This window comes from Psychrobacillus sp., from assembly GCF_056205495.1.
In genome coordinates this window covers 1-25,707 of record NZ_JBAEAP010000570.1, presented here as the reverse complement: position 1 = coordinate 25,707, position 25,707 = coordinate 1, and the positions used below count along the sequence as shown (strand labels likewise).

General features: G+C 36.9%; 28 protein-coding genes and 1 other annotated feature. Of the genes, 18 read left to right on the top strand and 10 right to left on the bottom strand.

From position 1 onward, the window contains the following. Both AC06OU_RS16135 and AC06OU_RS16130 read left to right on the top strand, forming a co-directional pair. On the top strand, positions 1-987 hold a 987-nt coding region (locus AC06OU_RS16135; RefSeq protein ID WP_475857132.1), incomplete at its 5' end, for a stalk domain-containing protein. 72 nt (positions 988-1,059) lie between these two features. After that, positions 1,060-1,521, top strand: a complete 462-nt coding sequence (locus AC06OU_RS16130; protein WP_475857130.1) for a GNAT family N-acetyltransferase — start codon at positions 1,060-1,062, stop codon at positions 1,519-1,521. A gap of 73 nt (positions 1,522-1,594) precedes the next feature. Here the strand turns inward: AC06OU_RS16130 and aroD are convergent, their stop codons facing one another. Further along, positions 1,595-2,347: a type I 3-dehydroquinate dehydratase gene (aroD, locus tag AC06OU_RS16125; protein WP_475857128.1), complete on the bottom strand. Its 753-nt coding sequence runs from the start codon at positions 2,345-2,347 to the stop codon at positions 1,595-1,597. 66 nt (positions 2,348-2,413) lie between these two features. Here aroD and AC06OU_RS16120 point away from each other — a divergent pair, with 66 nt between their 5' ends. After that, the gene (locus tag AC06OU_RS16120) at positions 2,414-3,265 is read left to right on the top strand and encodes a GNAT family N-acetyltransferase (RefSeq protein WP_475857127.1); all 852 of its coding nucleotides are present in this window, start codon (positions 2,414-2,416) and stop codon (positions 3,263-3,265) included. A 65-nt stretch (positions 3,266-3,330) separates the two neighbouring features. After that, positions 3,331-3,549 (top strand) — a binding site (T-box leader). Between the two features lie 51 nt (positions 3,550-3,600). Beyond that, positions 3,601-5,280 carry an arginine--tRNA ligase gene (argS, locus tag AC06OU_RS16115; RefSeq protein WP_475857125.1) on the top strand — a complete coding sequence of 560 codons (1,680 nt, stop codon included), beginning with the start codon at positions 3,601-3,603 and terminating at the stop codon, positions 5,278-5,280. A gap of 47 nt (positions 5,281-5,327) precedes the next feature. Here the strand turns inward: argS and AC06OU_RS16110 are convergent, their stop codons facing one another. The 5 genes from AC06OU_RS16110 to AC06OU_RS16090 form a co-directional block, all read right to left on the bottom strand. Further along, entirely contained in the window at positions 5,328-6,383 is a 1,056-nt protein-coding gene (locus tag AC06OU_RS16110; RefSeq protein ID WP_475857124.1) for a DUF4179 domain-containing protein, read from the bottom strand. Beyond that, positions 6,380-6,946 (bottom strand): sigma-70 family RNA polymerase sigma factor, encoded by a 567-nt coding sequence (locus AC06OU_RS16105; protein ID WP_475857123.1) that lies wholly within the window; start codon positions 6,944-6,946, stop codon positions 6,380-6,382. The genes AC06OU_RS16110 and AC06OU_RS16105 overlap by 4 nt, the downstream gene beginning before the upstream one ends. A gap of 157 nt (positions 6,947-7,103) precedes the next feature. Then, a complete protein-coding gene (locus AC06OU_RS16100) occupies positions 7,104-7,850 on the bottom strand; it encodes a hypothetical protein (RefSeq protein WP_475857122.1) in 747 nt (248 codons plus the stop codon). 59 nt (positions 7,851-7,909) lie between these two features. Further along, positions 7,910-8,965: a DUF4097 family beta strand repeat-containing protein gene (locus AC06OU_RS16095; protein WP_475857121.1), complete on the bottom strand. Its 1,056-nt coding sequence runs from the start codon at positions 8,963-8,965 to the stop codon at positions 7,910-7,912. Then, the gene (locus AC06OU_RS16090) at positions 8,958-9,281 is read right to left on the bottom strand and encodes a PadR family transcriptional regulator (protein ID WP_298474236.1); all 324 of its coding nucleotides are present in this window, start codon (positions 9,279-9,281) and stop codon (positions 8,958-8,960) included. The genes AC06OU_RS16095 and AC06OU_RS16090 overlap by 8 nt, the downstream gene beginning before the upstream one ends. A gap of 340 nt (positions 9,282-9,621) precedes the next feature. On the opposite strand from AC06OU_RS16090, the gene AC06OU_RS16085 reads away from it, so the two are divergent. Continuing rightward, positions 9,622-10,029: an NUDIX hydrolase gene (locus tag AC06OU_RS16085; protein WP_475857119.1), complete on the top strand. Its 408-nt coding sequence runs from the start codon at positions 9,622-9,624 to the stop codon at positions 10,027-10,029. 12 nt (positions 10,030-10,041) lie between these two features. Here the strand turns inward: AC06OU_RS16085 and AC06OU_RS16080 are convergent, their stop codons facing one another. After that, a complete protein-coding gene (locus AC06OU_RS16080; RefSeq protein WP_475857117.1) occupies positions 10,042-10,800 on the bottom strand; it encodes a MerR family transcriptional regulator in 759 nt (252 codons plus the stop codon). Positions 10,801-10,944: 144 nt separating this feature from the next. On the opposite strand from AC06OU_RS16080, the gene AC06OU_RS16075 reads away from it, so the two are divergent. Then, the gene (locus tag AC06OU_RS16075) at positions 10,945-11,532 is read left to right on the top strand and encodes a histidine phosphatase family protein (protein ID WP_475857116.1); all 588 of its coding nucleotides are present in this window, start codon (positions 10,945-10,947) and stop codon (positions 11,530-11,532) included. Continuing rightward, positions 11,529-12,038, top strand: coding sequence for a cupin domain-containing protein (locus tag AC06OU_RS16070; protein WP_475857114.1), 510 nt, complete (start codon positions 11,529-11,531; stop codon positions 12,036-12,038). Before AC06OU_RS16075 ends, AC06OU_RS16070 begins: the two co-directional genes overlap by 4 nt. Before the next feature lie 105 nt (positions 12,039-12,143). Here the strand turns inward: AC06OU_RS16070 and AC06OU_RS16065 are convergent, their stop codons facing one another. Beyond that, positions 12,144-12,998, bottom strand: coding sequence for a dimethylarginine dimethylaminohydrolase family protein (locus AC06OU_RS16065; RefSeq protein WP_475857139.1), 855 nt, complete (start codon positions 12,996-12,998; stop codon positions 12,144-12,146). 152 nt (positions 12,999-13,150) lie between these two features. Here AC06OU_RS16065 and AC06OU_RS16060 point away from each other — a divergent pair, with 152 nt between their 5' ends. After that, positions 13,151-13,885 carry a YqcI/YcgG family protein gene (locus tag AC06OU_RS16060; protein ID WP_475857112.1) on the top strand — a complete coding sequence of 245 codons (735 nt, stop codon included), beginning with the start codon at positions 13,151-13,153 and terminating at the stop codon, positions 13,883-13,885. Between the two features lie 155 nt (positions 13,886-14,040). Next, entirely contained in the window at positions 14,041-15,705 is a 1,665-nt protein-coding gene (gene nagZ / locus AC06OU_RS16055) for a beta-N-acetylhexosaminidase (RefSeq protein ID WP_475857110.1), read from the top strand. 137 nt (positions 15,706-15,842) lie between these two features. On the opposite strand, the gene AC06OU_RS16050 is transcribed toward nagZ, so the two are convergent. Further along, a complete protein-coding gene (locus AC06OU_RS16050; RefSeq protein WP_475857138.1) occupies positions 15,843-16,550 on the bottom strand; it encodes a YetF domain-containing protein in 708 nt (235 codons plus the stop codon). Positions 16,551-16,734: 184 nt separating this feature from the next. On the opposite strand from AC06OU_RS16050, the gene AC06OU_RS16045 reads away from it, so the two are divergent. Next, a complete protein-coding gene (locus AC06OU_RS16045; RefSeq protein ID WP_475857136.1) occupies positions 16,735-17,892 on the top strand; it encodes an MFS transporter in 1,158 nt (385 codons plus the stop codon). Positions 17,893-17,999: 107 nt separating this feature from the next. On the opposite strand, the gene AC06OU_RS16040 is transcribed toward AC06OU_RS16045, so the two are convergent. After that, entirely contained in the window at positions 18,000-18,683 is a 684-nt protein-coding gene (locus tag AC06OU_RS16040) for a histidine kinase (protein WP_475857109.1), read from the bottom strand. 504 nt (positions 18,684-19,187) lie between these two features. Between AC06OU_RS16040 and AC06OU_RS16035 the strand changes: the two genes are divergently transcribed. From AC06OU_RS16035 to AC06OU_RS16000, 8 genes are all read left to right on the top strand, one after another. Further along, on the top strand, positions 19,188-21,599 hold the full coding sequence (locus tag AC06OU_RS16035; protein ID WP_475857107.1) for a Na+/H+ antiporter subunit A: 2,412 nt from the start codon (positions 19,188-19,190) through the stop codon (positions 21,597-21,599). Then, the gene (locus tag AC06OU_RS16030) at positions 21,586-22,011 is read left to right on the top strand and encodes a Na(+)/H(+) antiporter subunit B (RefSeq protein WP_340881645.1); all 426 of its coding nucleotides are present in this window, start codon (positions 21,586-21,588) and stop codon (positions 22,009-22,011) included. Before AC06OU_RS16035 ends, AC06OU_RS16030 begins: the two co-directional genes overlap by 14 nt. Next, entirely contained in the window at positions 22,011-22,349 is a 339-nt protein-coding gene (locus AC06OU_RS16025; protein WP_169358453.1) for a Na(+)/H(+) antiporter subunit C, read from the top strand. Before AC06OU_RS16030 ends, AC06OU_RS16025 begins: the two co-directional genes overlap by 1 nt. Next, positions 22,342-23,826, top strand: coding sequence for a Na+/H+ antiporter subunit D (locus AC06OU_RS16020; protein ID WP_475857134.1), 1,485 nt, complete (start codon positions 22,342-22,344; stop codon positions 23,824-23,826). The genes AC06OU_RS16025 and AC06OU_RS16020 overlap by 8 nt, the downstream gene beginning before the upstream one ends. Positions 23,827-23,844: 18 nt before the next feature. After that, positions 23,845-24,327 carry a Na+/H+ antiporter subunit E gene (locus tag AC06OU_RS16015; protein WP_475857104.1) on the top strand — a complete coding sequence of 161 codons (483 nt, stop codon included), beginning with the start codon at positions 23,845-23,847 and terminating at the stop codon, positions 24,325-24,327. Beyond that, positions 24,328-24,612, top strand: a complete 285-nt coding sequence (locus tag AC06OU_RS16010) for a Na(+)/H(+) antiporter subunit F1 (RefSeq protein WP_169358455.1) — start codon at positions 24,328-24,330, stop codon at positions 24,610-24,612. Then, entirely contained in the window at positions 24,590-24,967 is a 378-nt protein-coding gene (locus AC06OU_RS16005) for a Na+/H+ antiporter subunit G (RefSeq protein WP_169358456.1), read from the top strand. The genes AC06OU_RS16010 and AC06OU_RS16005 overlap by 23 nt, the downstream gene beginning before the upstream one ends. A gap of 217 nt (positions 24,968-25,184) precedes the next feature. Next, on the top strand, positions 25,185-25,707 hold a 523-nt coding region (locus AC06OU_RS16000), incomplete at its 3' end, for a branched-chain amino acid transport system II carrier protein (RefSeq protein WP_475857101.1).

The following is a 25,707-nucleotide window of genomic DNA, read 5'->3' as shown; positions in this document are numbered from 1 at the left end:
AGTGAAGTCAATCAGCTGAAGCTTAACATTACTAAAGATACGCTAGTGGTTAGCAAACAAGGGGAAAATATTGTTCAAAAGAATTTTGCAGGACATGAGCTAATTGTATTTTATAAGAACTCGACAAGAAGTATTCCTGCACAAGCAATACCATCTAAAGTAGTGATCTTGGATGATGAAGAGCAGAATGCCAGCAACTTTATCAAATTTACAGGAACCGTTAAGGAAGTTACTAAAGATAATAAAGAAGTGACCTTGACTGTAGAATCAGACGATGACGAGCCACAGATATCTATGTTTGTATTGAACAAAGATGTTATAGTGCTTAACGATGCTTCAAGCAAAGAAGTATCGATTGACTCGTTTCAAAAGGGAACTAAAGTGGATGCTTATTATGATAAAAATAAACCAATGATTTTAATCTATCCACCAAGAATCACGCCAGATATAATTGTTGCTCATGGCAAACAGGGTAGCTTAGTGAAGGTGTCAAAATTCAATGAGGATTTTGTAAGCTTAGACAGAGACCTTAAACTTCAAATCACCAATCAAACCAAATTAATGGACGAAAAAGGTAAGGAAATTAAGCAAAAGGATTTAAAGGGTAAGGAGTTAATCGTATTCTATAGCGCTCCTAGGGGAGAACAGAAGCTTATAACTCCTTCTAAAATTATTGCAATAGACTATGTGGAACCTGCTTTAAAGGAGCTCAATCATCTAATAGAAGAAAACCATTTTATCCACAATGGGGTTAAAATGATTCCTTTACGCCAAGTGGCTCAATACTTAGGATATGAGGTCATATCCCATCCAAAACGAAATAGTATGTACTTAAAGCTTGGTAACGGTTCTTTTACCATAACACGTGGTGAGCTGAAATATGGATATAATAAAAGTATAAGGGAATTCCAAGAGGCTCCTGTTTTGCACAACAAGCAAACCTATGTGTCTGAGGATATTTTAGAGTTATTGATACCTGAGTCGTGAACGAAAGCCATCCCTACTTTTAGAGAGGGATGGCTTTTTTAGATAAAAATATAGAGGATGGAGAAAAAGTAAATGAATATACATAAAATAGATAGCAATTATCCAATGGATTTATTGCTATTAGCGGATCCTTCAGAGGAGTTGGTGGAAGCCTATTTGGATAGAGGGCAATGTTATATAGCGAAAGATAGCGACGATACAATTGGAGTTTATGTATTGCTACCCTTGGATGACGACACTATAGAGCTCAAAAATATAGCTGTGCATGAGCAATATCAAGGAATTGGTGTAGGAAAAGAATTGGTACTTCATGCAATTGAAAAATCCATGGAGCTTGGATATAAAATAATAGAGGTAGGAACGGGAAACTCTAGTTTAAATCAGCTGGCGCTCTATCAAAAGTGTGGTTTCCGAATCGTATCTGTGGATAGAGATTTCTTCACTAATCATTATTCGGAAGAAATTGTGGAAAACGGAATTCCGTGTGTGGATATGATACGACTAGAAAAAAGATTATCCACAGGAGGACAATAAGAGCGTTAGAGTCAATCTCAACATTCTTGATTTCAAACGGGAGTCATCGCCCCGTTTGAAATCGCGCATAAAGCTATGCGTTATGTAGAAGCTTTAAAACTTTCTTTAACTCGGAAGCTTCAATTTGTCCTGGAGCGGAAGCAGAGAGAACTGAGCCAAATGTAGCGGCTGAACCAAAAATCTCTCCAGCCAAGCGGCTAACGATCCCTGCCTTAGCCATAGACATCGTAATAATCGGACGGTCTGCATATGTAGAATACATTGTGTAGGTAGCATCCAAAAGGGTAAGAACGTCTGCGGGACTACTAGGCATCACAGCAATTTTAGGGATATCTGCCCCTAGCTTTTGCATAGTAGTCATCCGTTCTATTATGACTTCTTTGGTAGGTGTCCCTTTAAAATCATGGCTTGACATTACCACAGAAATTTGAAAATCCTTAGCTAAGGCTACTAATTCCTCTACATCCTCCGAAAAAAGCTCTATATCCACTAAATCTATTTCTTTTGTTTGGATAACCTCAGTCAAAAGCTGCTTATAATAGGTGTTCTCTATAACAGTAGAACCACCCTCCTTATGACTTCTAAAGGTAAATAGAAGAGGAATCGGATACAAAAAATTACGTATATAGGAAAGGGTATCCTTGACCATTTTTAGGTTTTCCACTCCTTGCAACAAATCTACTCTCCACTCCACTATATCTGGAGAGCTTTCTTTAACTAGTGGTAGCTCATTTAAAAGGAAATCTTTATCTTTTCCTATTAATGGAACAATGACCTTAGGAAGTCCTTCTCCAATGTGAATATCCCGAATAGAAATAATTTTCATAAATATCTCCCATCATGCAACGTTTTACGTTATATTAACATAAAACGTTTCAAAGGGGATGTAAAAATGAGATTTCAAATCTATGAAAGTGCAGAGAATTTTTACGAGAAGGCAATACCTTTTTTAAAGGAAAATGAGGACAAATTTAGTTTGTTTCTAGGGGTGCTAGAAAGAATACGAGTAGGTGGATATGAAAATCCGCTAATGGCGACTATTGAAGAAGATGGAGAGTTAATTGCTCTTTTTCAAATGACTCCACCACATCCTTTAAATATTATTTTTGTGGATCCAAATAAAATAGAGGCATCCACTGATTTAGGTATAGAAGAAATCATACAACGAGGTATACATATTGATTCCATAATAAGTGTGAAAGAGTGGGCTATGCATTTTGCAGAGAAATGGGAAGAAAAAACCGGTCAACCACACTCTCTATTAATGGACCAGGGGCTATACCGATTAGATCAAGTAGACGATACGTTAGAAGCAAGTCCTGGCTCTTGGAGGCTTGCTAATGACAAAGACGCTCCACTAATCGAATCATGGCTTAGCCAATTTGAAGAAGATACAGGACTTCCGAGAAGCGCAAAAGAAGATATAGCTCAAAGAGTGGAAACTATGTTAAATGCTCATGAAGTTTTTCTTTGGGGGGATGGAGGAGAAATCGTGTCCATGATGAAGAAGGCGAGACCTTCCGCTCATGGGGTGACTGTTTCTATGGTGTTTACTCCAAAAGAGAAACGACGAAAAGGATACGGCAGAACCATGGTGGCAGCCTGCAGCAAGGAGCTGTTAAAACAATATGACTTCTGCGTGTTATATACGGATATGTTAAACCCTACATCAAATAAAATCTACCAAGAAATTGGTTATCAAAAGCTACTCGACTCAGTTCATTTGAAGCTAGGAAGTAAATAGGTTGTATACACCAAATGTTTATTGACATTAGGATTCCATTCCACTAAAATTAGTAAAAATTAATAGATAATTCAGTGATAAAGAGAGTATCCGAATACAGTAATGCCAAGCGAGTCAGGGAAGGTGAGAGCCTGATGCAAAGCTTTTCGGAGAAACGCACTTTGGAGAAGCTTTTTGAACTAAGAGTAGAAAAGATCGGGGTAGTCCTCGTTAGCAACGTTAAAGCGGTCACAACTTGTGACAACTAGAGTGGTACCACGGGAACTTCAGCTCTCGTCTCTTCATAGAGACGGGGGCTTTTTTATATGGAGAAAAAATGTGGAGGTTGAATGTAAATGGAATTAGTAAAGCAAATGGCTTTTTTAGTGGAATCAGTTTTAAAAGGCCCGTTAACAGTAGATGAGATAGAGAAGCTTTTTGAAAAGCCAAAGAACGAAGAACTAGGAGATTTAGCATTTCCTTGCTTTACACTAGCCAAAATATATAAAAGATCACCGCAGCTAATAGCTACTGAATTGGAAACTCAGTTAAAAGGCTCTCTAATTTTTAAGGTAGAGGCGGCAGGTGGCTACGTGAACATCTTCTATAACCAGCAAACCGTTACTAAGCAAGTCCTTAAGGAAATAATGGAAACCAAAACCCAATACGGTCAGTTGCCAATGAAGAACGAGAAAATTACGATAGATTTCTCCTCACCGAATATTGCTAAGCCCTTTTCTATGGGACATCTACGTTCTACGGTAATAGGAAATGCGCTTGCCAATATAGCAGAAAAGAACGGATACAAGACTATTCGTATTAACCATTTAGGAGATTGGGGAACTCAATTCGGCAAGTTAATCGTCGCCTATAAGCTATGGGGAGATAAGGAAAAAATAGAGGCCTCACCGATAGAAGAGCTCTTAAAGATATATGTGAAGTTCCATGATTTGGCTGAAAAAGATGAATCCTTGAATGTGGAGGCAAGAGCTGCCTTCAAGAATTTGGAGCAGGGGGATAAGGAGGCTAGAGAGCTTTGGAATTGGTTTAAGGAGGCCTCTCTCAAAGAGTTTCAAGGTATTTATGAACTATTAGGTATTGTATTTAGTTCATTTAACGGTGAAGCATTCTATAACGATAAAATGGAACCTGTAGTTAAAGAGATAGAAGAAAAGGGCTTACTAACTGCATCTGACGGGGCACTAGTAGTGGAGCTCGAAGATATGCCACCATGTCTGATTAAGAAAACGGATGGAACTACCCTATATGCAACAAGAGATTTAGCTGCAGCGTTGTACCGTAAAAAAGAGTATAACTTTACTAAATCATTTTATGTAGTGGGTAACGAACAATCACTTCATTTTAAACAGTTGTTCAAAGTACTAGATAAGATGGGATATGGTTGGGCAAAAGATTGTCAGCATGTCCCTTTTGGAATGATGCTAAAGGATGGCAAGAAGATGTCGACTCGTAAAGGGAAAGTAGTTTTATTGAAAGGAGTGTTGGAAGAGGCAATCGCAGAGGCGAAGAACAGCATTGAGGAGAAAAATCCAACTCTTCCTAATAAGGAACAGGTGGCAAAATCCGTCGGGGTAGGGGCGATCATCTTTCATGATTTAAAGAACCACCGCATGAACGACGTAGAATTTTCCCTAGAGCAAATGCTCAACTTTGAAGGAGAGACTGGTCCATATGTTCAGTATACCCATGCAAGAATTTGTTCCCTTCTACTAAAAGGTAATTTTAGAGTTAATCATGTAAGCTTTGACGGACTAGGGGGAGAGGCGTGGCAAACGATAATGACACTTCAACGTTTTCCACAGGTTATTCAGAAATCCTTGGAACAGGCTGATCCATCACTGATAGCAAAATACTGCTTAAAGCTGTCCCGTCATTTCAATAAGTACTATGCTGGTACGAAAATCTTAATCGATGACGAGACAAAGGAATCGAAGCTAACGCTTTGCTTTGCAGTTGCGCTCGTATTAAAGGAAGGATTGAGTCTGCTAGGGATAGAAGCTCCAGAGCAGATGTAAAAGAAAAAAACTGGTCGTGATCCGCTCACAACCAGTTTTTTGTATAGTTATTTTAAATCAATAACGATGTCATCCATTTGGAATTGTTTTTGATCGGTTGTTTTATTAAGCTCATAATTACGCAATTCTACGTCGGGAGTTATAATAAGCTGAGTGGCCTGAGGATCAACTTTTTCATATATGGAGCCCCATTTAGTCCCGTGCTTATGAACAGAATAATTCCCACTTTGTTCTTCTAATGAATAATGATTACCTAAATCATCCTTTACTAATAGTTCAACGATAGCTTGATCCCAGTTTTCATATAATTTATCGGAGTCAATTTGTTCAAATAGAAGATGAAATGATTTAGGAGATATCGTTAGCTTTTGAAGATGTACTGTAAGGTCATTTTGACTAAGCTTTTTATCTAATTTATAAATATCTATGTCTGCCTTGTTTAAAGTAAAGTTAAATTTCCAATCACCCTCGATAGGGTCATTATCAGTAGTTTTTCCTGGTCGCAAATAATCTACATTCCATTCTATTGGTAAAGAGGTTTCCTCTTCCTCCATTTTCATAGTGATAATACCTACATACTTATTCTCGCTCTCTGATACTTTACTTGCCTCATGACTTCCAGATTTAGGAGAGCCTTGAAGGTGTGGAATCCCTCTAATTACAACGGGGTTCCCAAGATCTCTATTTGCATCAATTGTATAGGTGACAATCATAGATTCACCATCATAAATGGCATCGTCAACAGTTACGTTTATCCCATTACTTGTTGCTGTTAAGTTAATCGGAGTAGCATTTTCAGCGTAGTCTCCATAAAATTCTCCATTTTTATCTCTGTAATCATAAAAGAACTTATAAATATTACTAATTACAGGAATGTTGTCAGCATAGGCTGTAAAGGAAAGCCCTACTAAAGCTGAGACACTTAGACCAATTGCAAGGGAAGCGGCAGCTAAAAACTTTTTCCCTTTCTTTTGTTTGGAAGAAGAAAGTTTATTTCTTAATTCTTTTTTTACCTTCGCTCGCTCAAATTCACTAACTTCCATTTCTTCGAATTCATCTACATCTATTTCGATTTCATTAAATTGCTTGTAAAGGTCCTTCATACAAAGCTGCCTCCTAGAAGAAATTTTGTAACCTGTCCATTTAGCTTCTTTTTTCCTCTGTAGATACGATTATCAATAGACGCTTTTGTTTTGCCAAGCTTCTTAGCGATTGCCTCTGTGCTTTCGCCAAGAAAAAAACGCATGATGAAGATTTGTTGGTCGATCGGGTCTAGTTTATGGATTAATTGCATTAGCTCGTTTCGGTTTTCTGTAAGGATTAAACATTTTTCTATTGAATCAGCTGGCTGAAGCTCCATCTGCTCACTGGAAACCTCCATATTACGAGTTGCTTTTCGGTAGTAATCAATTGCTTTAAATTTAGCGATTACACAGATCCATTTTTTAAAATCAGTTGTGTCCCCACTAAAATCCTTGGCGTGATCCCAAATGGATAAAAAGATATCATTAATACATTCATCCATCATTCCAGCATTATTTAAAGGAGAGAGCACCTTGTAGGAAACGCCTTTTATTAGAGGTAAGTAATTATCCACAATATATTCGAGCGCATCTTCTTTTCCAGATTGTAGCCTGTGGATAAAATTTGATTCAGTTGATTTCATCTACAATAGCTCCTTTTGGTAGTTGTAAAAGCTTTTACACTCTATATAACGTCTACGATTTTAATTTTTCTCAAAAATAAAATATTTATTTTAGAGTAACATGAGAAAGTAAAAAAATGGGCATAAAAAAAGGCTGCGTGTTAAACGCAGCGATGGCTTATTGACTATTTTTACTTTGCTGAAGTATTTGTGATTCCCCTGACAACTCCCAGTTCTCTACTGTTTCGTATGCTTGTTCAGGAGTATAGCCTTTACCGACTAGGACCCCCATAAGTATAAATTCTTGTAGGATGTGCTTCGTATTAATGCCTCTTTCAACATCATTTAGACCTTCATTTACAAGGTATTCTGTATATTGAATCCATTGATCTGGAAAGGCAACTGGCTCAGGACTATTACTTGTGGTAGTAGATACAGTGTTTTGAGTTGCTGTCTTCTCAGGGGCATTCAACGAAATATTCTCCGTTAAAATATAATTATACAATTGAGCGTGCTTCATTTCGTCTGTTAATATTTCAAAGACAATGTCTCTATACTCACGATAGGGAAGGCCTTCCCGTATGACTCTGTACTTTTCCATTGCTTTTAGCTCACCGAAAAATGCTTTCTTAATGCCACTTATATAATCGGCTGGAGGTACGAATTGCTCTTCCGTAGTAATGACAACCTCATTACCAGTTAATGCTTTGTACATTTGTTTGAACCATTGATTATGTTTTACTTCATCGTTTCGAATGGAGGTGATTATTTCAATTTGCTCTTGCGTAGGAGCTAAGGAAATTAAATAATCATAAAAAACTTGATCTTCCTTTTCTCCTTGTACGGCTTCCGCTATTAGTGCTAAGGATTGTTGAAAAGCCTGTTGGGCATACATCTGCTGGTTGTAGTTTTCGGTTTTATTCATACATTTCCCCTTTTGTTATAGTCATTACCTAGTCTATGAGAAAAGGAGAGAAAGAGTGTTTATAATTTAATTCCAGAAGTTGCACGTTTAGCTACAGTTAGTCTACCGTTGTCAGATGTTAATCTGACTTGATGAGTCCCTGCACCAAATACTGTATTAGAGTTACGTTCACCAAAAATATCGACTTTACCCCAATCGACTTTAGCAGAGATAGATACATCTGTAGGGTCGGATTCTGTTTCAATCATGATACTTCCGTTGTCAGTCTTAAGGTCAATCATGCGATCAATGCTAGTTGTTAACAGTTCGATACGTCCATTGTCTGTTTTGCCCAGGATATCCCCATTTACATATTGCATGGTGATGCGGCCATTGTCAGTTTCTGCATAAACCTTCTCGGTATCTACATTGCGAAGCTCTATTCTACCGTTGTCAGTCGTAGTAGTTAGCTTATCAGCCTGGACTCGATCTAACTCAATTCGCCCATTATCCGTAGAAACCTCCATCATAGTAGAAGCTATTTCTTGAAGTGCAATGGAGCCGTTGTCAGATGAAATTTTAACATTTTTACCTAGCATTTTTTCTGCTCGAATCCGTCCGTCATCCGTTTTCATAATAATAGTCGAATATAATTTTTTAGGTAGAGCAACGTTTACTTTCAATTCCTTGACTTGAAAAATAAAAGTAAAGAAGCTCATTTTTTTAGACTTCAACTTAACAGAAAGTGTATCACCAATCACTTCAACCACGAATGAAAGCTTTTCACTTTCTCCAATTAACTCAACGATTGTTTCATCTGTCTCAGATGGAAACAGATTTAGAGCTCCATAGTCTAGATCTATTAACACATTAGTAAACGTAGAGTCCGGAATACGTATCAACTTATCGCTTGTAAATGTTTTAGGCTGGGACTTTACCGGAACATAGTTTTCAAGAAGCTCCTGTGCGATAAGCTTTGGAGAACCAAGTGAAGTAGAAATGTCGCTGTCCGTTTTTCCATCCTCTCGTGCATTTGAAAAGTACTCTCGAATATCTGAGATTATTTCGTTTCGCTCATCGGTCGTCATTTGATGTAATGCAAGTTCCAATTCCTTAATAAATTGTTGCTCAGTCATTTTTTACACCCTCTTCGATTAGATTATTCACACCATCCGTAAAGCTTTTCCATTCCTTTAATTGCTCATGAAGATATGTTCTACCGAGATCCGTCAGCTTATAATATTTACGTGGAGGACCTTCCGTTGATTCCTGTAAATAAGTTGTGAAGTAGCCTTCCTTTGTTAATCGTCTAAGGAGTGGATAAACTGAGCCCTCAGAAATCGAGATTTGATCTGATATTTTTTGTACAAGTTCGTAGCCATATCGATCCTGCTTATCCAATAAGACAAGCACGCACAGATTTAGTACACCCTTTTTAAATTGTATATTCATTTTTCTTCACTCCCTTCGCTACTATTTAATAAACAGTACCGTTGGAAGTAATATACCATATGCTATTATACAATGCAAGGTACTGAATAAAATAATGTGTGGTAGGGTACATTTTTTGATTTATGGGCGATTCTGAGACCGTAATGGGACACTTTCTATAAGCTTATGGGCGATTCCGGCCGGTTAATGGGTCACTTTCACCAAGGTAATGGGCGGAGACGAGCACGCATTGGGCACTTGCCATACGGGTAGAGGCGCTTCTATAATTTAGGAATGCTACGCAACGGTACGGTATAATAAAAGAATAATATTTTATAACTTAGGAAGGGTAGTGGAATGAATGTTCAAATGGCAAGGGGCGGCTGGTATTTGTATAAATGAGCGACAAGAAGTGTTAATGGTTTTACAGGCAGCTCCAGGAGAAGACAGGCTGTGGACAGTTCCTTCAGGGACGGTAGAGGAAGGGGAAACTTTTGAAGAATGCTGTGTCCGAGAATTTTGGGAGGAGACAGGCTTAACTGTTCGTCCAATTGAAATGATACATAAAAAAAGTGGAGTATTAAGTGATTATGGTATCTCGTATTATGTAGAGTATTTTATAGTAGACTTTATAAGTGGAGAATTAACAATTCATGATCCAGATGAATTTATCCATGAGATTGCTTGGCATTCCTTGGATGATATTAAGAACTTGCCACTAGCTTATCCGGATGATATCCACATAATAGAGCAACTCTTAAAAAACTAGAAGGCTAGCCTTCTAGTTTTTAGTATATTCTACAATAGCATCACGTAAAAATTGCGCCGCACCTGGTTGAACCTTATCGTAATAAGCTTGAAAGCGTTCGTCCGCCACATACATTTCAGCTAGGCCTGCATGTGCTTCCTTTGAATATTTTGGCCAATGAAAACTTATCCACTGTTTATGCAGTTCTGCTGTCTTTTGTCCGAGTTTACTTGTTGGATCACCAGCAGCAATCGCTTTTTTTAGGCTATCTAATACATCTTGCTCTAACTTTACAACTTCCTCATATTGTTCTTTCGTCATGTTTTTTAGCATAGCATTGGATTGGTCTACAGCCTCATTTCCGTAATTGTTTCGAATTTCCTCACCATACATATCCTCATTGTTGTCCACAAGCTCTTGTTTAAATCCTTCAAATTTTTCTTTGTCTGTCATTTTAATACCCCTCTCATATTCTTGAATCGATTTATCCACATTATTTATTAACAAATCTAGCTGAGCTCTTCTTTGAATTAGTTTTTCCTTATGCTCCTTTAAAGCAACTGTACTGTCGAAGCCTGGTGAAATGAGGATTTCCTTTATTTGTCCCAAGCTTATCCCCAACTCTCGGTAAAACAATATTTGTTGAAGGCGATTTACCTCCGCTGGTCCGTATATTCTATAACCTGCTTCGCTTAGGCTTGCTGGTTTTAATAAATCAATTTCATCGTAGTAGCGAATAGTTCGAGTACTAATTCCTGCAAGTTCTCCAAGCTTCTGAATTGTATATATCATTACTTCACCTCCTGTTATATGTAGTGTAAAGGTTAACGTAGCGTGAAGGTCAAGACTTAAAATAGCCTTTTTTCAAGAAACTTTTTGACCGCACTTTACGAAAAGTATTTTCTATCTTATCTTTGAACAAAGGGGGTTATTAAAATGACTACAATAGCATTTATAAGACATGGTGTGACAGCATGGAATAAAGAAGGACGAGCACAAGGTAAAACAGATGTGCCTTTAGATAATGAGGGGATATTAATGGCAGAGAGAGTTGCCGAGCGGATGGAAAAAGAGCATTGGGATGTAATATATACTAGTCCACTAATTAGAGCAAAGCGTACAGCTGAGATTATAGCAAAAAAGCAACCTGAAATTAATTTTAATACAGATATCCGTTTGGGAGAAATTGGTGGAGGCCTTATTGAAGGAACTACCGAGCAAGAACGAGTAGATAAGTGGGGTCTAAATTGGAGAGAGCAGGATATGGGCTTCGAAAAGGAAGACGCTATTATCGCTAGAGGCATGTCCTTTATCGAGGATATACAAAAGGTGCATCGAGGTAAGAAAGTAATAGTTGTTAGTCATGGTGGTTTTCTTGCAAGAGTTTTTAACGCACTTATACCAGGTGGAGAATTCTCTAATGATATTGGAAATACCTCAGTTACCATTGTTGAGCTAAAAGATGAGAGAAACCATTGCCACCTATTTAACTGCATGAAGCATTTAGAAATGAGGGAAGTATGATGAAAAAGAATGCTTCCTATTATATTGAGCATTTAGGCTTGGAGCCACATGCAGAGGGCGGATACTTTCGTTCAACTTTTTCCTCTGACAATACAATAAGTGCAAATGGATTAGATAGAAAGCTATACACAAGCATATACTTTTTACTTGGGGAAAAAGATATCTCTCATTTACATCGCTTGAAATCAGACGAGCTTTGGTATTTTCATGGAGGCGATCCTTTAACTGTCCATGTAATTGATCAAGAAGGAAGTTACCATGAATACAAGCTTGGATTAAATTTAATGAATGGTGAAGTCCCACAATTAATTGTGCCTGGAAATTCCATCTTTGGTTCATCTGTTGCAGAAGGGGGAGCCTTTTCTTTAGTTGGGTGTATGGTTGCACCGGGCTTTGAATATGAAGACTTTGAATTATTCACACAGAATGAGCTGCTAGAGAAATATCCTGAGCATGCTTCAGTCATTCAAAAGTTTGCATACAAAAATATTCCAAATACGTATTAGTTATGAAACGTAAAGAACTAATAGAGAAATGAAATATAAAACAAGCTTAAAAACGTATTTCTAAGCTTGTTTTATCTTCGAAACGGCACCATAGAGAGTTTTTGCTTATTGTCGCACAAGGGGCATGGAACAACATCTGAATGACCCACCGGATTTAATAATTTCAGAGAAGTCGACCTCCAACACTTCGTATCCGTGTTTTCTCATTTGGTCATTAACACCACGGTTTACGGGTAAACTTAGCACTCGATTCTGTCCAATAGACAATACATTGGTTCCCATAGAGAACTGTTCCTGTTCACTTACTTCAATCAAATGATACATGCTTGATAAATGCTCGAAGGTTTCCTGGTCAAGCGCATCTGGATAAATTAATGCATCTTTTGCGGAAAGAATATTGAATACACAATCTAAGTGCAAATACTTTGGATTAAAAGGTACGGGGATAATTTCAAACTCAGGTAATTCACTTTGTAAATCTTGAATAGCATTCTGGCTTGTGCGATGACTAATCCCTATAAATACACGTTTTCCATCAACAATTACATCGCCACCTTCAATCGAATGATTGGAGAGTTTCCTATATGTTATATCATGTTCCTTCATCCACTCGGCAAGCACCTTCTCTTCTCCTTGACGAATGGGATTCGCCATTTCAGAAATAAAGAGATGTTTGCCCAAAGTGAAACCAATATCTCTAGTGAAGACTTGTTCAGGATGGTCTTTACTTGGTTTTAGTTTAATTACCTCGATACCTGCCTCCCTTAAAGTTTGTTCAAACTGCTTGTGTTGGGACAGGGCAAGAGATCGATCAATATTATCATTAATATATTCTTTTTGAACATCATTAATCACTTCTTTAATTTCCATATATTGAGGTTCACATAAGAATACCTTTTTTAGTGAGCCATATTCACTTTGACAATTTATTTGTGTTATATCTTCTATAATCTTCACTATAATTCATCCTCCAGTTTATTCATTCACCCTTTATATTCCCCAAAACAGTATTTTATAACCTATTGGTAAAATTTATTTGTTGTTTCAGGAAATCGAGTAAGGGGTAAAGACCCATAAAGATTTGTGCGAACATAGATAGTGGAGGCGATTATATGATTACGAAGGAACAAGCATTATTAACAAAGGAAGACTTTAAAACTAGAACAGACTTGCCGAGTTGGCTGTATAAGGAATACGAAACATTTCATAATACGGTAACTGACAAAACATTCCCGTGCTTTTTTGGAATGAGTGGCGAATTGAAAGGGGAGCTCCGCTATGCTTATATTAGTCAAGATGACTGGAGTAATTTACCTTATGCAGTAGCAGATTTTCTAGATTTATTTAAGAAACCAAAATATAAGAGACATGGTCTCTTTGTATTTGTTGAGCCCTTTGAGCAAGAGGGTTCTATTGATGATTACCGAAAGCAATTTTGGGATATCCTTCAGTATTTACATGAGGTCGATGAGGTTGAATGGCCAGAAGATAGTCCACGTGATCCTGATCATTACTTATGGGATTTCCGATTCAATGGTGAACCAATCTTTGTATTTGGAAATGCTCCTGCCTATAAAAAACGAAAGACTCGTCATCTCGGGAATGCAATGGTGCTAGGCTTTCAGCCGCGCAAGATATTTGAAGGCTTAGAAGGTACGGAAAAAGGTGGTATTATGTCACGTGAGAAAGTTCGTAAACGTGTAGAGGCGTGGGATCAGCTCCCTAAGCATCCAGATATCGGTCACTTCGGGGATCCAACGCATAATGAATGGAAACAATCCTTTATAGGTGATGACATTGAGCCGATTCAAGGTAAATGTCCATTTCACCATAAATCACAAGCTTAAGTCCCCTTTTAGGGGATTTTTTTGATAAATGAAGGACAGGAAAGGAGATATGCATAACTTCCCCTAAATATTTATAAATAATAACAAGAAAAAAGGTATAGTGCCTATACTAATTGAAATACAATAAGGTAGACGAGTGTTCGGAGGCCTTAAATATGACAAAAAAAATTGCGGTAATCTTAGTGGTAATATTTTTCTTTACTATAATAGAAGCAGTTTTAACAACGAACAAAGAGGAAGAGCCGAAAGAGTTTATAAGTAAAGAGGAAACAGCAACAGGAGGGCAGGCAATTGTCTCTCTCGTTTTTGAGCTAGCAGAAAAGAGGCAGGTTATAAATGTTCCATTTATCGTTGGCGAGACCGATACGGAACAATTGTACGAGCTATGGGGAGTACCTGATGAAAGCAGTAACCTCTCCAATGATATTTATGATACTTATCTAACTCGTTACGCAACGATTGGACATCACTCGGGAACTGTTTTTGACGTTAGAACTAATTCCTCCTATATACAGGAAGTTCAGTTAAAGGACATCCATTCAGTTGCAGGTGAGCCAGACATGATACGAAGCTACCAGGATGAGGGGAAAGAAGAAACTATCCTAGTTTATGAAGTAGCTCCAAATATACAATTAAAATGGATTTTACCGAAGCCCACAGAAAGTGTTCCTAATCCCAATGTACATCATATTTCAGTGTACACAGATTTAAAAGAGGCAAGCTCCCCAGTGAAAACTTCTCCAGTAGACCGAATGACCTTAGAAGAAAAAATTGGTCAAATGATTTTTGGAGGAATTGATGGAGTGGAATTATCGGAGGAAGGTAGGAGAATGGTTAGGGAGGATAAGGTTGGTGGTGTTATCCTTTTTAAAGATAACCTAGTGAATGCAAACCAAATCGTAACCTTACTGAATTCCTTGAAGGCTGAGAATCAGGAAGAAGACCCTCCACTTTTTTTAGGGGTAGATCAAGAAGGGGGACGGGTGACTAGAATTCCGGAACTTAATGATTTACCAACAAACAAACAAATTGGTCAAAAGAACAATTTAGATTTAGCGAAACAATTAGGGGTTATATTAGGTAGGCAACTAAATGCATATGGATTTAATCTAGATTTTGCTCCTGTAATGGACGTAGATAGTAATCCCGACAATCCCATTATTGGAGATCGTTCCTTTGGAAGTAATCCTAAAGTTGTAAGTGAGTATGGAATTTCAACTATGAAGGGTTTGCAAAGCCAAAATGTTATCTCGGTTATTAAGCATTTCCCTGGTCATGGTGACACAGAAGTTGATTCGCATGTTGAGCTTCCGATAGTAAATAAGGATTTAAAGGAACTCGAAGCATTAGAGTTAATTCCCTTTGAAAATGCTATTAAAAGCGGAGCTGATGTTGTAATGATCGGTCATATACTATTGCCTAAGATAGATAACGATATGCCCTCTTCTATCTCTAAAAAGATTATTACCGATATACTGCGTGAACGTTTACAGTATGAAGGAGTCATCATGACGGATGATATGACAATGAAGGCTATTTTAAATCATCATGAAATAGGAGAAGCAGCAGTAGAAGCTATAAACGCTGGCAATGATATTGTATTAATCGCTCATGACTATGAAAAAGTAGAAAGAGCAATTCAAGCAATTTTAGATGCTGTCCGTAATGGAGAGATAAAAGAAGAACAGATTAATAAGAGTGTTGAACGTATTCTCCATTTAAAAGAAAAGTACCGACTAAGCAACAATCAGCTTTCTTCCATCAATATAGAAGAGATCAATAATTTAACGAATGAGTTTACCAACAATATTTTGAAATAATAAAAGCTTCCTATTTAAATAGGAAACAAAAGGTATGGAGTAGAAATCTCCATCCCTTTTTATTTTTCTAAGCAAGTTACTGTATGTGATTACCTTTAACCAAGCTTGTCTATCATATAGTCATGAGGAATAATAATTTACAGTCCGTTCTTTTTCAAGTTAATCGAAAGGGATCCATTTGTTTGTAATTGGGCAAAGTAAACCTCTTCTATAGATTGAACTCCTTGCTTACGTAACTTTTTCATTACCCATTCCTCATCTAAATTTAATTCTTTAAGATTTTTTCGGACAATTTTACCGTCTGAGATGATTTCCGTAGGCATATAAGTCGGTAATGACACATCTGCCTTCACATCTTGTTTGGTTGCTCCTTGTTCAGCAGGATTTTTAAAAACACTAAGCTCTCCATTTGTCTCTAATACCGCGAACTGTACATCATCTATGGAAAAAATAGATTGTTCTCTTAGTAACATCATGACATCATCCATATTCATGCGGGCAGATTTTAAGGACTTTAAAGAAATTTTTCCCCCTTTAATAATAATAGTTGGTTCATCATCTAATAGCAGACGTATTTTGGGGGAAAGCTGTGAAAAATATGTCATTATGATTGTAAGTACTGCCCACCATATTAACGATATAATTCCGTCCACAAAGGGAGTTTCTTTTTGCGACGCAATTTCTGCTGCAATAGAACCAATTGTTATTCCTGTGACGTAATGGAAGAAAGTTAGTTGACTAATTTGTTTTTTCCCCATTATACGTGCTAAAAATAGTAAGACAGCAAATGAAATGGTAGTTCTCCAAATCATTTCCCAAAAGTTAATATCGCCCATTGTATCGATACTCCTTTAAATAAATATACTTCCACGTATTTTGCCCTACTTCCTTCTATATATCCATTGAGGCTGAATTTTAAAAAATCAAAGATTTTACGATATAATAATGAAACTAACTATTTTGATAGGGAAGTGTGCAAAATTGTCGCAAACATCGCAGCTTAAACAGGGAAGTCCTATTTATCCAATTATGGTAGCAATGGGCATATGCCATCTATTTAATGACACGCTACAATCTATCGTTCCAGCTATGTTCCCAATTTTAAAAGACGAAATTGGATTAACCTTTACTCAGCTAGGCTTCATTTCGTTCGCACTTAATATGGTTGCTTCTTTACTACAGCCAGTTGTAGGCTTTATAAGCGACAAAAAGCCAATGCCTTATGCACTTCCTTTAGGAATGGTAAGTTCTTTTATTGGGGTGGTAGGGCTTGCCTTTGCAACGGATTATTGGATAATAATTATAGCGGTATTGTTTTTAGGTTTAGGCTCTGCGGTCTTTCATCCTGAAGGGTCGAGAGTTTCTTATATGGCAGCAGGTAATAAAAGAGGGCTTTCTCAGTCTATTTATCAGGTGGGAGGAAACTCTGGACAAGCATTGGCCCCTCTTATCAGTGCATTTATCCTAATTCCACTAGGGCAAAGGGGAGCTGCATTGTTTTTAATCGTGGCGGCGATTGGGATTTTCATGTTAAGCAAAATTTCAAGTTGGTACAAGGAGCAGCTGAATGAGGTGAATTTGGCAGCCAAGAAAAAAGCATTTATATCTTCGTTACCTGCTTTAACTAAGAAACAAGTAGGCATCGCTCTTGGACTTTTAATGATTATCATTTTTGTACGTTCTTTTTATGTAACGAATATTACTAGCTTTTATATATTTCATCTGACCGAGAATTACAATTTTGTTACGGAGAGAGGTCAACTAATTGTATTCCTATTTCTTGCTGTAGGAGCAGTGGGGACATTTTTTGGAGGTCCTATGGCAGACAAGATAGGAAGGAAAAAAGTGATAGTCATTTCAACTGTTATCCCAATTCCTTTCTGTCTAGTCTTACCTTATGTACCGGTTTGGGCCATTTTATTATTACTGACTTTAATAGGATTTTTAATCATGCTCAGTTTTTCGGTGACAGTTGTTTATGCCCAGGAACTTGTGCCAAACAAAATTGGAACGATGGCAGGTCTTACAGTTGGACTGGCATTTGGAATGGGTGCCTTAGGGTCTGTTCTTATTGGCATTCTTATGGACTACATCGGGATTTATTCTACTATGGTGGTAGTATCGCTTCTTCCCTTACTAGGAGTCGTCGCATTCGCTTTGCCGAAGGATGGCAAGGTTGTAGAGTGACGTAATCTAAAATGGAAGTTTAAATCATACAAAAAAAAGACTGTGAATCAACTTCATAAATTTCTAAGTTGGTTTACAGTCTCTTAAACAGTTCAATATATAATATGTTATCTTGCTTTTAGTGTACAATCATCCGGTACTTGAGAAGGATCTGTAACTAAATTATCTTGAATATGAACTTGCTGCATTTTGTTATTATGCATAAATTTGAAAATCCCGTTATCAAAATCTGTCCCTATTTCCTTGAAGAATATTCCTTCTTGGCACATATTTTTTGCGCATGTGAAGGAAACCTTATAAGTTTCTCCGTCATTGACTAAATAGGCTCTTACACCTTTTTCAAAGATACCTTCTTCTTCGTCTTTAATAGCACGTTCAACTGATACTACATGGAAATCAACAAAAGGGATTTCTTTTAACAAGACATTCATAAATGATCCTTTAGTAATTTCTTCCCATCTGCTTTGGGCAGTTTGTCCAATGATTATTTGTGTAATATTCAGGTTATGAGCAACTTCTTTAATTACCTTAGGAGAAGGACGTTTTTCATTATCCCGAATGATAAATTCTTCCACGTCTAGTTCTTCTGCTAATGCTTTCCATTGATCTACGTAACCTGACTTTTCTGCATCGAAAGCATCGTATGGAAGTGGATCCACTGTTAATATATAAAGAGGGCAGTCCATAATACTAGCCATTTTGTGTCCTCTTCTAATAAGTCGTTCACCGTTTGGTCCATAGTATACGCAGACAAGTATACTTTCATCCATCCTACCTTTTGTGCGTTTCACGGTTGTCTACACCCCATTTATCTTAGTCTCATCTATTCTAGTGACATGTGCAAAATAATGCAAATTATAAGCTATATCAAACACTATAAGTGCAGAGAAGTGTGGTTTAGTGTATAATTTACTTAGGAAAAACAAGAATATACTATTAATTAACGTTAAGGAGTTAAAAAGATTAAAAATAACGCTTCTTTAAATATTGAACTTTTCTCCTTAATACTGCATGAAGAAATTGTAAGACTTAGTCTCTTATGCACTGGTTTTACCCTCTATGTTCAGGCTACCGAATACTAAAATAGTTATTCTAGCTTAGCCATTTATATTAACGTAAAATCATGCCAAAGTAACGGCTATGATTTAAACCTCTTATTCTGCTGATTATCATATGAACCCCATATGGAATCCTATTATGCAACTAGTTACCCTAATAGTCAAGTCTCTCTTTCAAATGAAATAAATCTTTCTATATAGAATTTTCATACATATATGGAAATAGGAGGTTAACAATTGTTTTCAATTAACTTTGCTATTATATTCCCATTTATAGTAGCTGCAACTATACCCATTTTTTATAGATACTTGAAAAAAATACATATAGGCTGGCTTGTCTTGTTAGTACCAACCATTTTGTTTGTAATGCTTGCAAGTTTTATTCCCTCGATTGCAAGTGGAAAAACATACTATCACACATACAATTGGATCCCCTCGTTGGATATTAATTTCACCACTTATTTAGATGGTCTAAGTATCATATTAGGTTTGCTTATTACTGGTGTAGGTAGTTTAGTTATCATTTATTCTATTTTTTATCTTTCTAGTAAGGAATCTCTCCATAATTTTTATTGCTACTTACTACTCTTTATGGGCGCAATGCTCGGAGTCGTGTTTTCTGATAATTTAATGGTTTTATATGTATTTTGGGAACTAACAAGTGTATCCTCGTTCCTGTTAATAGCATTCTGGAGCCACCGTAATGCATCTAGACAAGGTGCTCAAAAGGCAATGCTTATCACGGTGAGCGGTGGTATTGCAATGCTGGTCGGGTTCATTATGATTTATACGATGACTGGTACATTCAGTATTCGCGAAATTATTCCGATTGCCTTGGAGTTAACTAATCATGATTTATTTGTACCAGCATTATTTTTGGTCCTATTAGGTGCCTTTACAAAATCTGCACAGTTTCCTTTCCATATTTGGTTACCGGATGCTATGGAAGCACCGACCCCGGTCAGCGCGTATCTACATTCGGCAACAATGGTTAAAGCGGGTATATATTTGGTAGCTCGCTTTACACCGATTTTCGGCATGGATCAAACATGGTTTTGGACAGTAAGTACGGTTGGGATGATCACTATGTTCTGGGGATCATTCAATGCAGTAAAGCAAACCGATTTAAAGGCACTACTCGCTTTCTCTACAGTAAGTCAGCTCGGTTTAATTATGAGTCTGTTAGGTCTTGGTTCAATTGCCTTACAATACGGCTATTCTGAGGAGTCTGTCATCTATACGCAGGCCACGTTTGCTGCACTATTTCATATGATTAACCATTCTACTTTTAAGGGTGCGCTGTTCATGGTCGTTGGTATACTGGACCATGAGCTCGGGACACGTGATATCCGTCGATTAGGCGGACTAATGACCTTTATGCCAATTACCTTTACAGTTGGTACAATCGGAAGTCTGTCGATGGCAGGACTGCCGCCTTTTAATGGCTTTTTAAGTAAAGAAATGTTCTTTACAGCTACCATTTCGATAATGGAAGCAGATGTTTTCTCCTTGCAGTCATGGGGAGTGATTTTTCCGGTAATTGCATGGGTAGGTAGTGTGCTAACTTTTGTATATTGTATGGTTTTCATCTTTAAAACTTTCTTAGGTAAAGCACAGCCTGAAAAATTGGATAAACCAATTCATGAAGCACCGATCGGTATGCTCATTTCACCAATCATCCTAACTATTTTAGTAGTAGGTATATTTTTCTTCCCAAATATAGTTGGAAATTATTTGTTGAAACCAGCAATGGCTAGTATTTATCCAACCTTTGGAGACCCTGAGAAGCTAACTCCTTCCATCTATGCTTGGCATGGTTTTAATACGGAGTTAAAGATGACATTAGCGGTAATAGTAGTAGGTTTTCTTCTCTTTAAAGTTTTAAAATATTGGAGACCAATTTATAGCATACTACCACAGAAATACTCCTTTAACGCTCTTTATATGAATTTATTAAGCTTCTCAGAGAAGCAGTCTACAATAGCGACTAAAAGTTATATGACTGGCTATTTAAGAGACTACCTATCATATATTTATATATTCTTTATCGCAACAGTTGGTGGGTACTTAATCATTTCGGGTGCTTTTTCATTTGATACAACACCAAGTGCAAAGTTTAGGACATACGAGATTATTTTAGTATTAATTATGGTAATTGCTAGTTTAGCCATGTTATTTGCTAAATCTAGAATTACTGCAACTTTATTAAATGGAGTTTTAGGCTATACCGTAGCTATTTTCTTTGTAATATTTAGAGCTCCAGATCTAGCATTAACACAATTGGTAGTAGAATCGGTTACTACTGCACTTTTCCTTTTGGCATTTTCACATTTGCCAGATTGGCAAAAAGAAAAAGTATCATCAAAAACTAAGAATATGAATGCCATTATATCAATTGGAGTAGGACTAGTAGTAGTTTTAGTGGGATTGTCAGTGTTGAACTATGACAAGTTTGAACGGATTTCTTATCTATTTGAAGATGCGTATAACTTAGCGGGAGGAACTAATATTGTAAATGCGATATTAGGGGATTTCCGTGGATTCGATACTATGCTAGAGGTAGTTGTTCTTTTTATAGCAGGCTTAGGTATATATACCATGATTAAGCTTAGAGCGAAAAAGGAGGACACTGACAGTGAAAATCAATGATGTTATTCTTCGTAACGTTGCTAAAATAGGCGTTTTTATCATTTTAACCTTTGGAGTTTATTTATTTCTTTCAGGTCATAATACACCAGGTGGAGGGTTCATTGGAGGACTGGTATTAGCTTCTGCCTTCGTTCTTCTATACCTATCAAATGGGATCGAAAACGTTCAAAAAAGTCTTCCTTTAGACTTTAAGCTGGTAGCTGCTGTAGGAGTATTATTAGCCACTGGGACAGGTTTAGGTTCCCTGTTATTCGGGGTCCCATTCATGTCTCAAACATTCGCCTATTTTGATTTGCCGATCTTCGGTAAAACAGAGCTAACAACTGTCACGATTTTTGAAGCAGGAGTTGCCTTAACGGTAGTTGGGGTACTCGTTACGATAATTTTAAGCATAAGTGAGGATGATAGCTAATGGAAACAATTATGGTTATATTAATCGGTATTTTAGTTGCCGTTGCTACTTATCTAATCCTATCTCGTAATATAATTCGAGTAATTTTAGGGACTGCAGTATTATCTCATGCAGCCCATTTACTTATATTGACTATGGGTGATTTAAAAAGAGGGAGCGTGCCATTGTTAAAGGAGGCAAATGCACCTTATGCGGATGCTTTGCCACAAGCCTTAATATTAACTGCTATTGTAATCAGCTTTGCAGTAACAGCTTTTATACTTGTTCTTGCATACCGAGCGTATCAGGATATTGGCACAGATGACCTGGATGCATTGAGAGGAACAAATGATGAATAATATTATTGTCTTACCTTTAATCATTCCTATTATGATAGGAGTTTTACTAGTATTTTTTAACCGTCAAGTTAAACTGCAGCGTGTCATTACTTTATTGACATTACTTTTGATTACCGGATTCAGCATATATATTTTAAATGCCATACAAAAAGAAGGAATTCTTCGACTGGACTTTGGCGGCTGGGAACCTCCTTTTGGAATTCTTTTTGTAGCGGATTCCTTTTCCGTGTTGCTAGTATTGACAGCGAGTATTGTAACTACGCTTTGTGTGATGTATGCTTTTTCCTCTATTGGAGAAAGACACGAGAAGATGTACTTTTATCCGTTTGTGTTGTTTCTGTTAGCTGGGGTAAATGGCTCATTTTTGACAGGTGATATGTTTAACTTATTTGTCTGTTTTGAAGTTACACTATTGGCATCCTATGTATTAATAACCTTAGGGGGCACAAAACGACAGCTAAGAGAATCTATTAAATATGTAGTGATTAATGTGGTTGCCTCCTGGTTCTTCTTATTAGCGCTTGCTTATTTGTATGGTTCTCTTGGAACGCTTAATATGGCCCATCTATCAGAGAGGGTAGCTGAAGCAGGACAAAATCCTCTTTTAACCACTATAGGTATACTGTTTTTAGTTGTTTTTAGTGTAAAAGCGGGTCTACTACTATTCTTCTGGTTACCAGGTTCGTATAGTGCACCACCTATGGCTATAGCTGCTTTATTTGGTGCTCTTCTAACAAAGGTTGGTATCTATGCCTTGTTCCGTACTTTTACGATCATTTTCTATCATGATCCTTTTATAACGCATACGCTACTAGGTATTATGGCTGGTATTACGCTCATAGTTGGATGTATGGGAGCAATTGCCTACAAAGATATGCGCTTGATAGCCTCTTATAATGTTGTAATTGCTGTTGGGTTTATGCTTGTTGGATTGGCAATAGGAACTACTGCTGCTATTGAAGGTTCTATATATTATATCGTGCATGACATGATTGCTAAGGCAATGCTATTTTTATTGGTGGGTACAATGATTTCTCTAACAGGTAAAACAAGGATTAATGAGATAAGTGGTCTGATTAAAAACTATCCATTACTTGGTTGGATGTTCTTCATTGTGACTTGTTCCTTAGCAGGAATTCCGCCACTTAGCGGTTTTGTAGGAAAAATATTAGTAGGTCAAGGGGCAATTGAGTCAGGGGCATATATATTATTAGCCTTGGCATTTCTCTCGAGTATAGTAGTTCTGTATTCGTTGCTTCGCATATTTTTAAATTCCATATTCGGTGAAACTATTATCAGTCTAGAAGATGAAACACCCTTGAAGTTTGGTATGATTTTTCCAATATTCTTACTAGGTATTGGTACGCTTGCACTCGGTCTGGGAGCAGAGGTGGTATCGGTGTATGTTAGTGATGCAGCAAATACGCTGACGAATCCTTCCATATATATTGATGCTATTCTAGGCAAGGAAGAGTAATGGGAGGGGTGATTTATAATGCCAGCACAGTTTCTACTTAATTTATTCATAGCATTTTTGTGGACATTACTAATGGACACAGAGGAGTTACAATTACAAACCTTTGTAAGCGGATTTTTCGTTGGTATTGGAATTGTGTTCCTCATGCACCGATTTTTTGGAACACAGTTTTATCTGAAGCGTGTATTTTCAAATTTTAAATTATTTTTTATCTTTTACAGGGGATTGGCTACATCTAGTATTGTGATTAGTAAACAGATACTTAGTCCTAAGCTTAAGATTAAGCCAGGGATATTTACTTATAAGACTAAGTTATCTAGTGAATGGGAGATTACGACGCTTGCACTATTACTTACTTTAACTCCGGGTTCGGTCGTAATGGAGGTAAATCCAGAAGGAGATACTTTTTATATTCATGCGATGGATATGGAAACCTCAAAAGCAGACGTTTTACGATCATTAAAGAAATTTGAAAAAGCAATTATGGAGGTGACCCGTTAAATGGTAGAGAAAATACTAGTATTATCACTTTCGTTATTTGCAGTTTCCATAGGAATAGCACTTTTTCGAATTATAAAGGGTCCTTCCATGCCAGATAGAGCTGTAGCTTTAGATATGATTGGGGTAAACTTGATATCTATAATTGCTATAGTATCGATTGTACTTAAGACAAAGGCCTTTCTAGAGGCAATTCTTATATTAGGAATATTAGCATTTATAAGTACGATTGCTATTTCTCGATATATTGAGAGGGGTGTTATCATTGAGCGTAAGTCAGACAGTTGAGTTGCTTGCAGCACTAATCGTCCTTTTAGGGAGTATAATGAGTGTTATAAGTGCGATAGGAATTATTAGGCTTCCTGATGTTTACACCCGCTCACATGCTGCTACAAAAAGCTCTACAGTTGCAGTATTACTAACTCTTTCGGGGGCGTTTGTGTATTTTTGGGTTCATGATGGCTTTGTGAGTATTAGATTAATATTAGGTATATTATTTGTGTTTTTAACTGCTCCTGTTGCAGGGCACCTATTGACGAGGGCTGCATATAGAACAAATGTAGAATTGGCTGAAAACTCTTCTGATAATTCTTTAACAGAAATTCTATTTGAAGAAGAAGATGAAAACGCTAAAAATAGTTAGCTGATAGAGTTATTTTATTAGCTAACTATTTTTCGTTTAAATTAAACAATTATTCTATAAGTTTGTATAATATATTGCATTCTGCATAAATACATAGTATTATCATGATTATTATTAACATTTAAGTGATGATGAAAGATCATATAACACATGTATTCATTACAATATGACAATATAGAAGAAATGAGTATTTCTTAAATCACAGGAGGCAAATCATTTGGACAATAAATTATCCTTTTCAAGTTATTTAGTTATTGGAATAATGTTATTTGCTTTATTTTTTGGAGCAGGTAATTTAATATTTCCAGCAAGCCTTGGACAAAATGCTGGAACAAGCTTATGGGTTGCTATAATAGGATTTTTAATAACTGGTATTGGACTCCCATTTTTAGGGACATTAGCAATGGGCTTCTCTGGAAGTAAAAATTTACAGGAACTGTCTAGTAGAGTTCACCCTATTTTTGCTATCGTTTTCACTTCTTTACTATATTTAACAATCGGTCCTTTTTTCGCATTGCCTAGAACTGGTGCTGTTTCATATGAAATTGGAATCATGCCCTTTGTAAATTCTGAATATACACAAATCGGTTTGTTCGTGTTTACAGTTATTTTCTTTGGTCTTACATTATGGCTTTCCTTGAATCCATCGAAGATTGTAGATAATGTGGGGAAATACCTTTCTCCAGGAATACTAATAGGGCTACTAATCTTATTGGTGTTTGTTATATTCAAGCCTATGG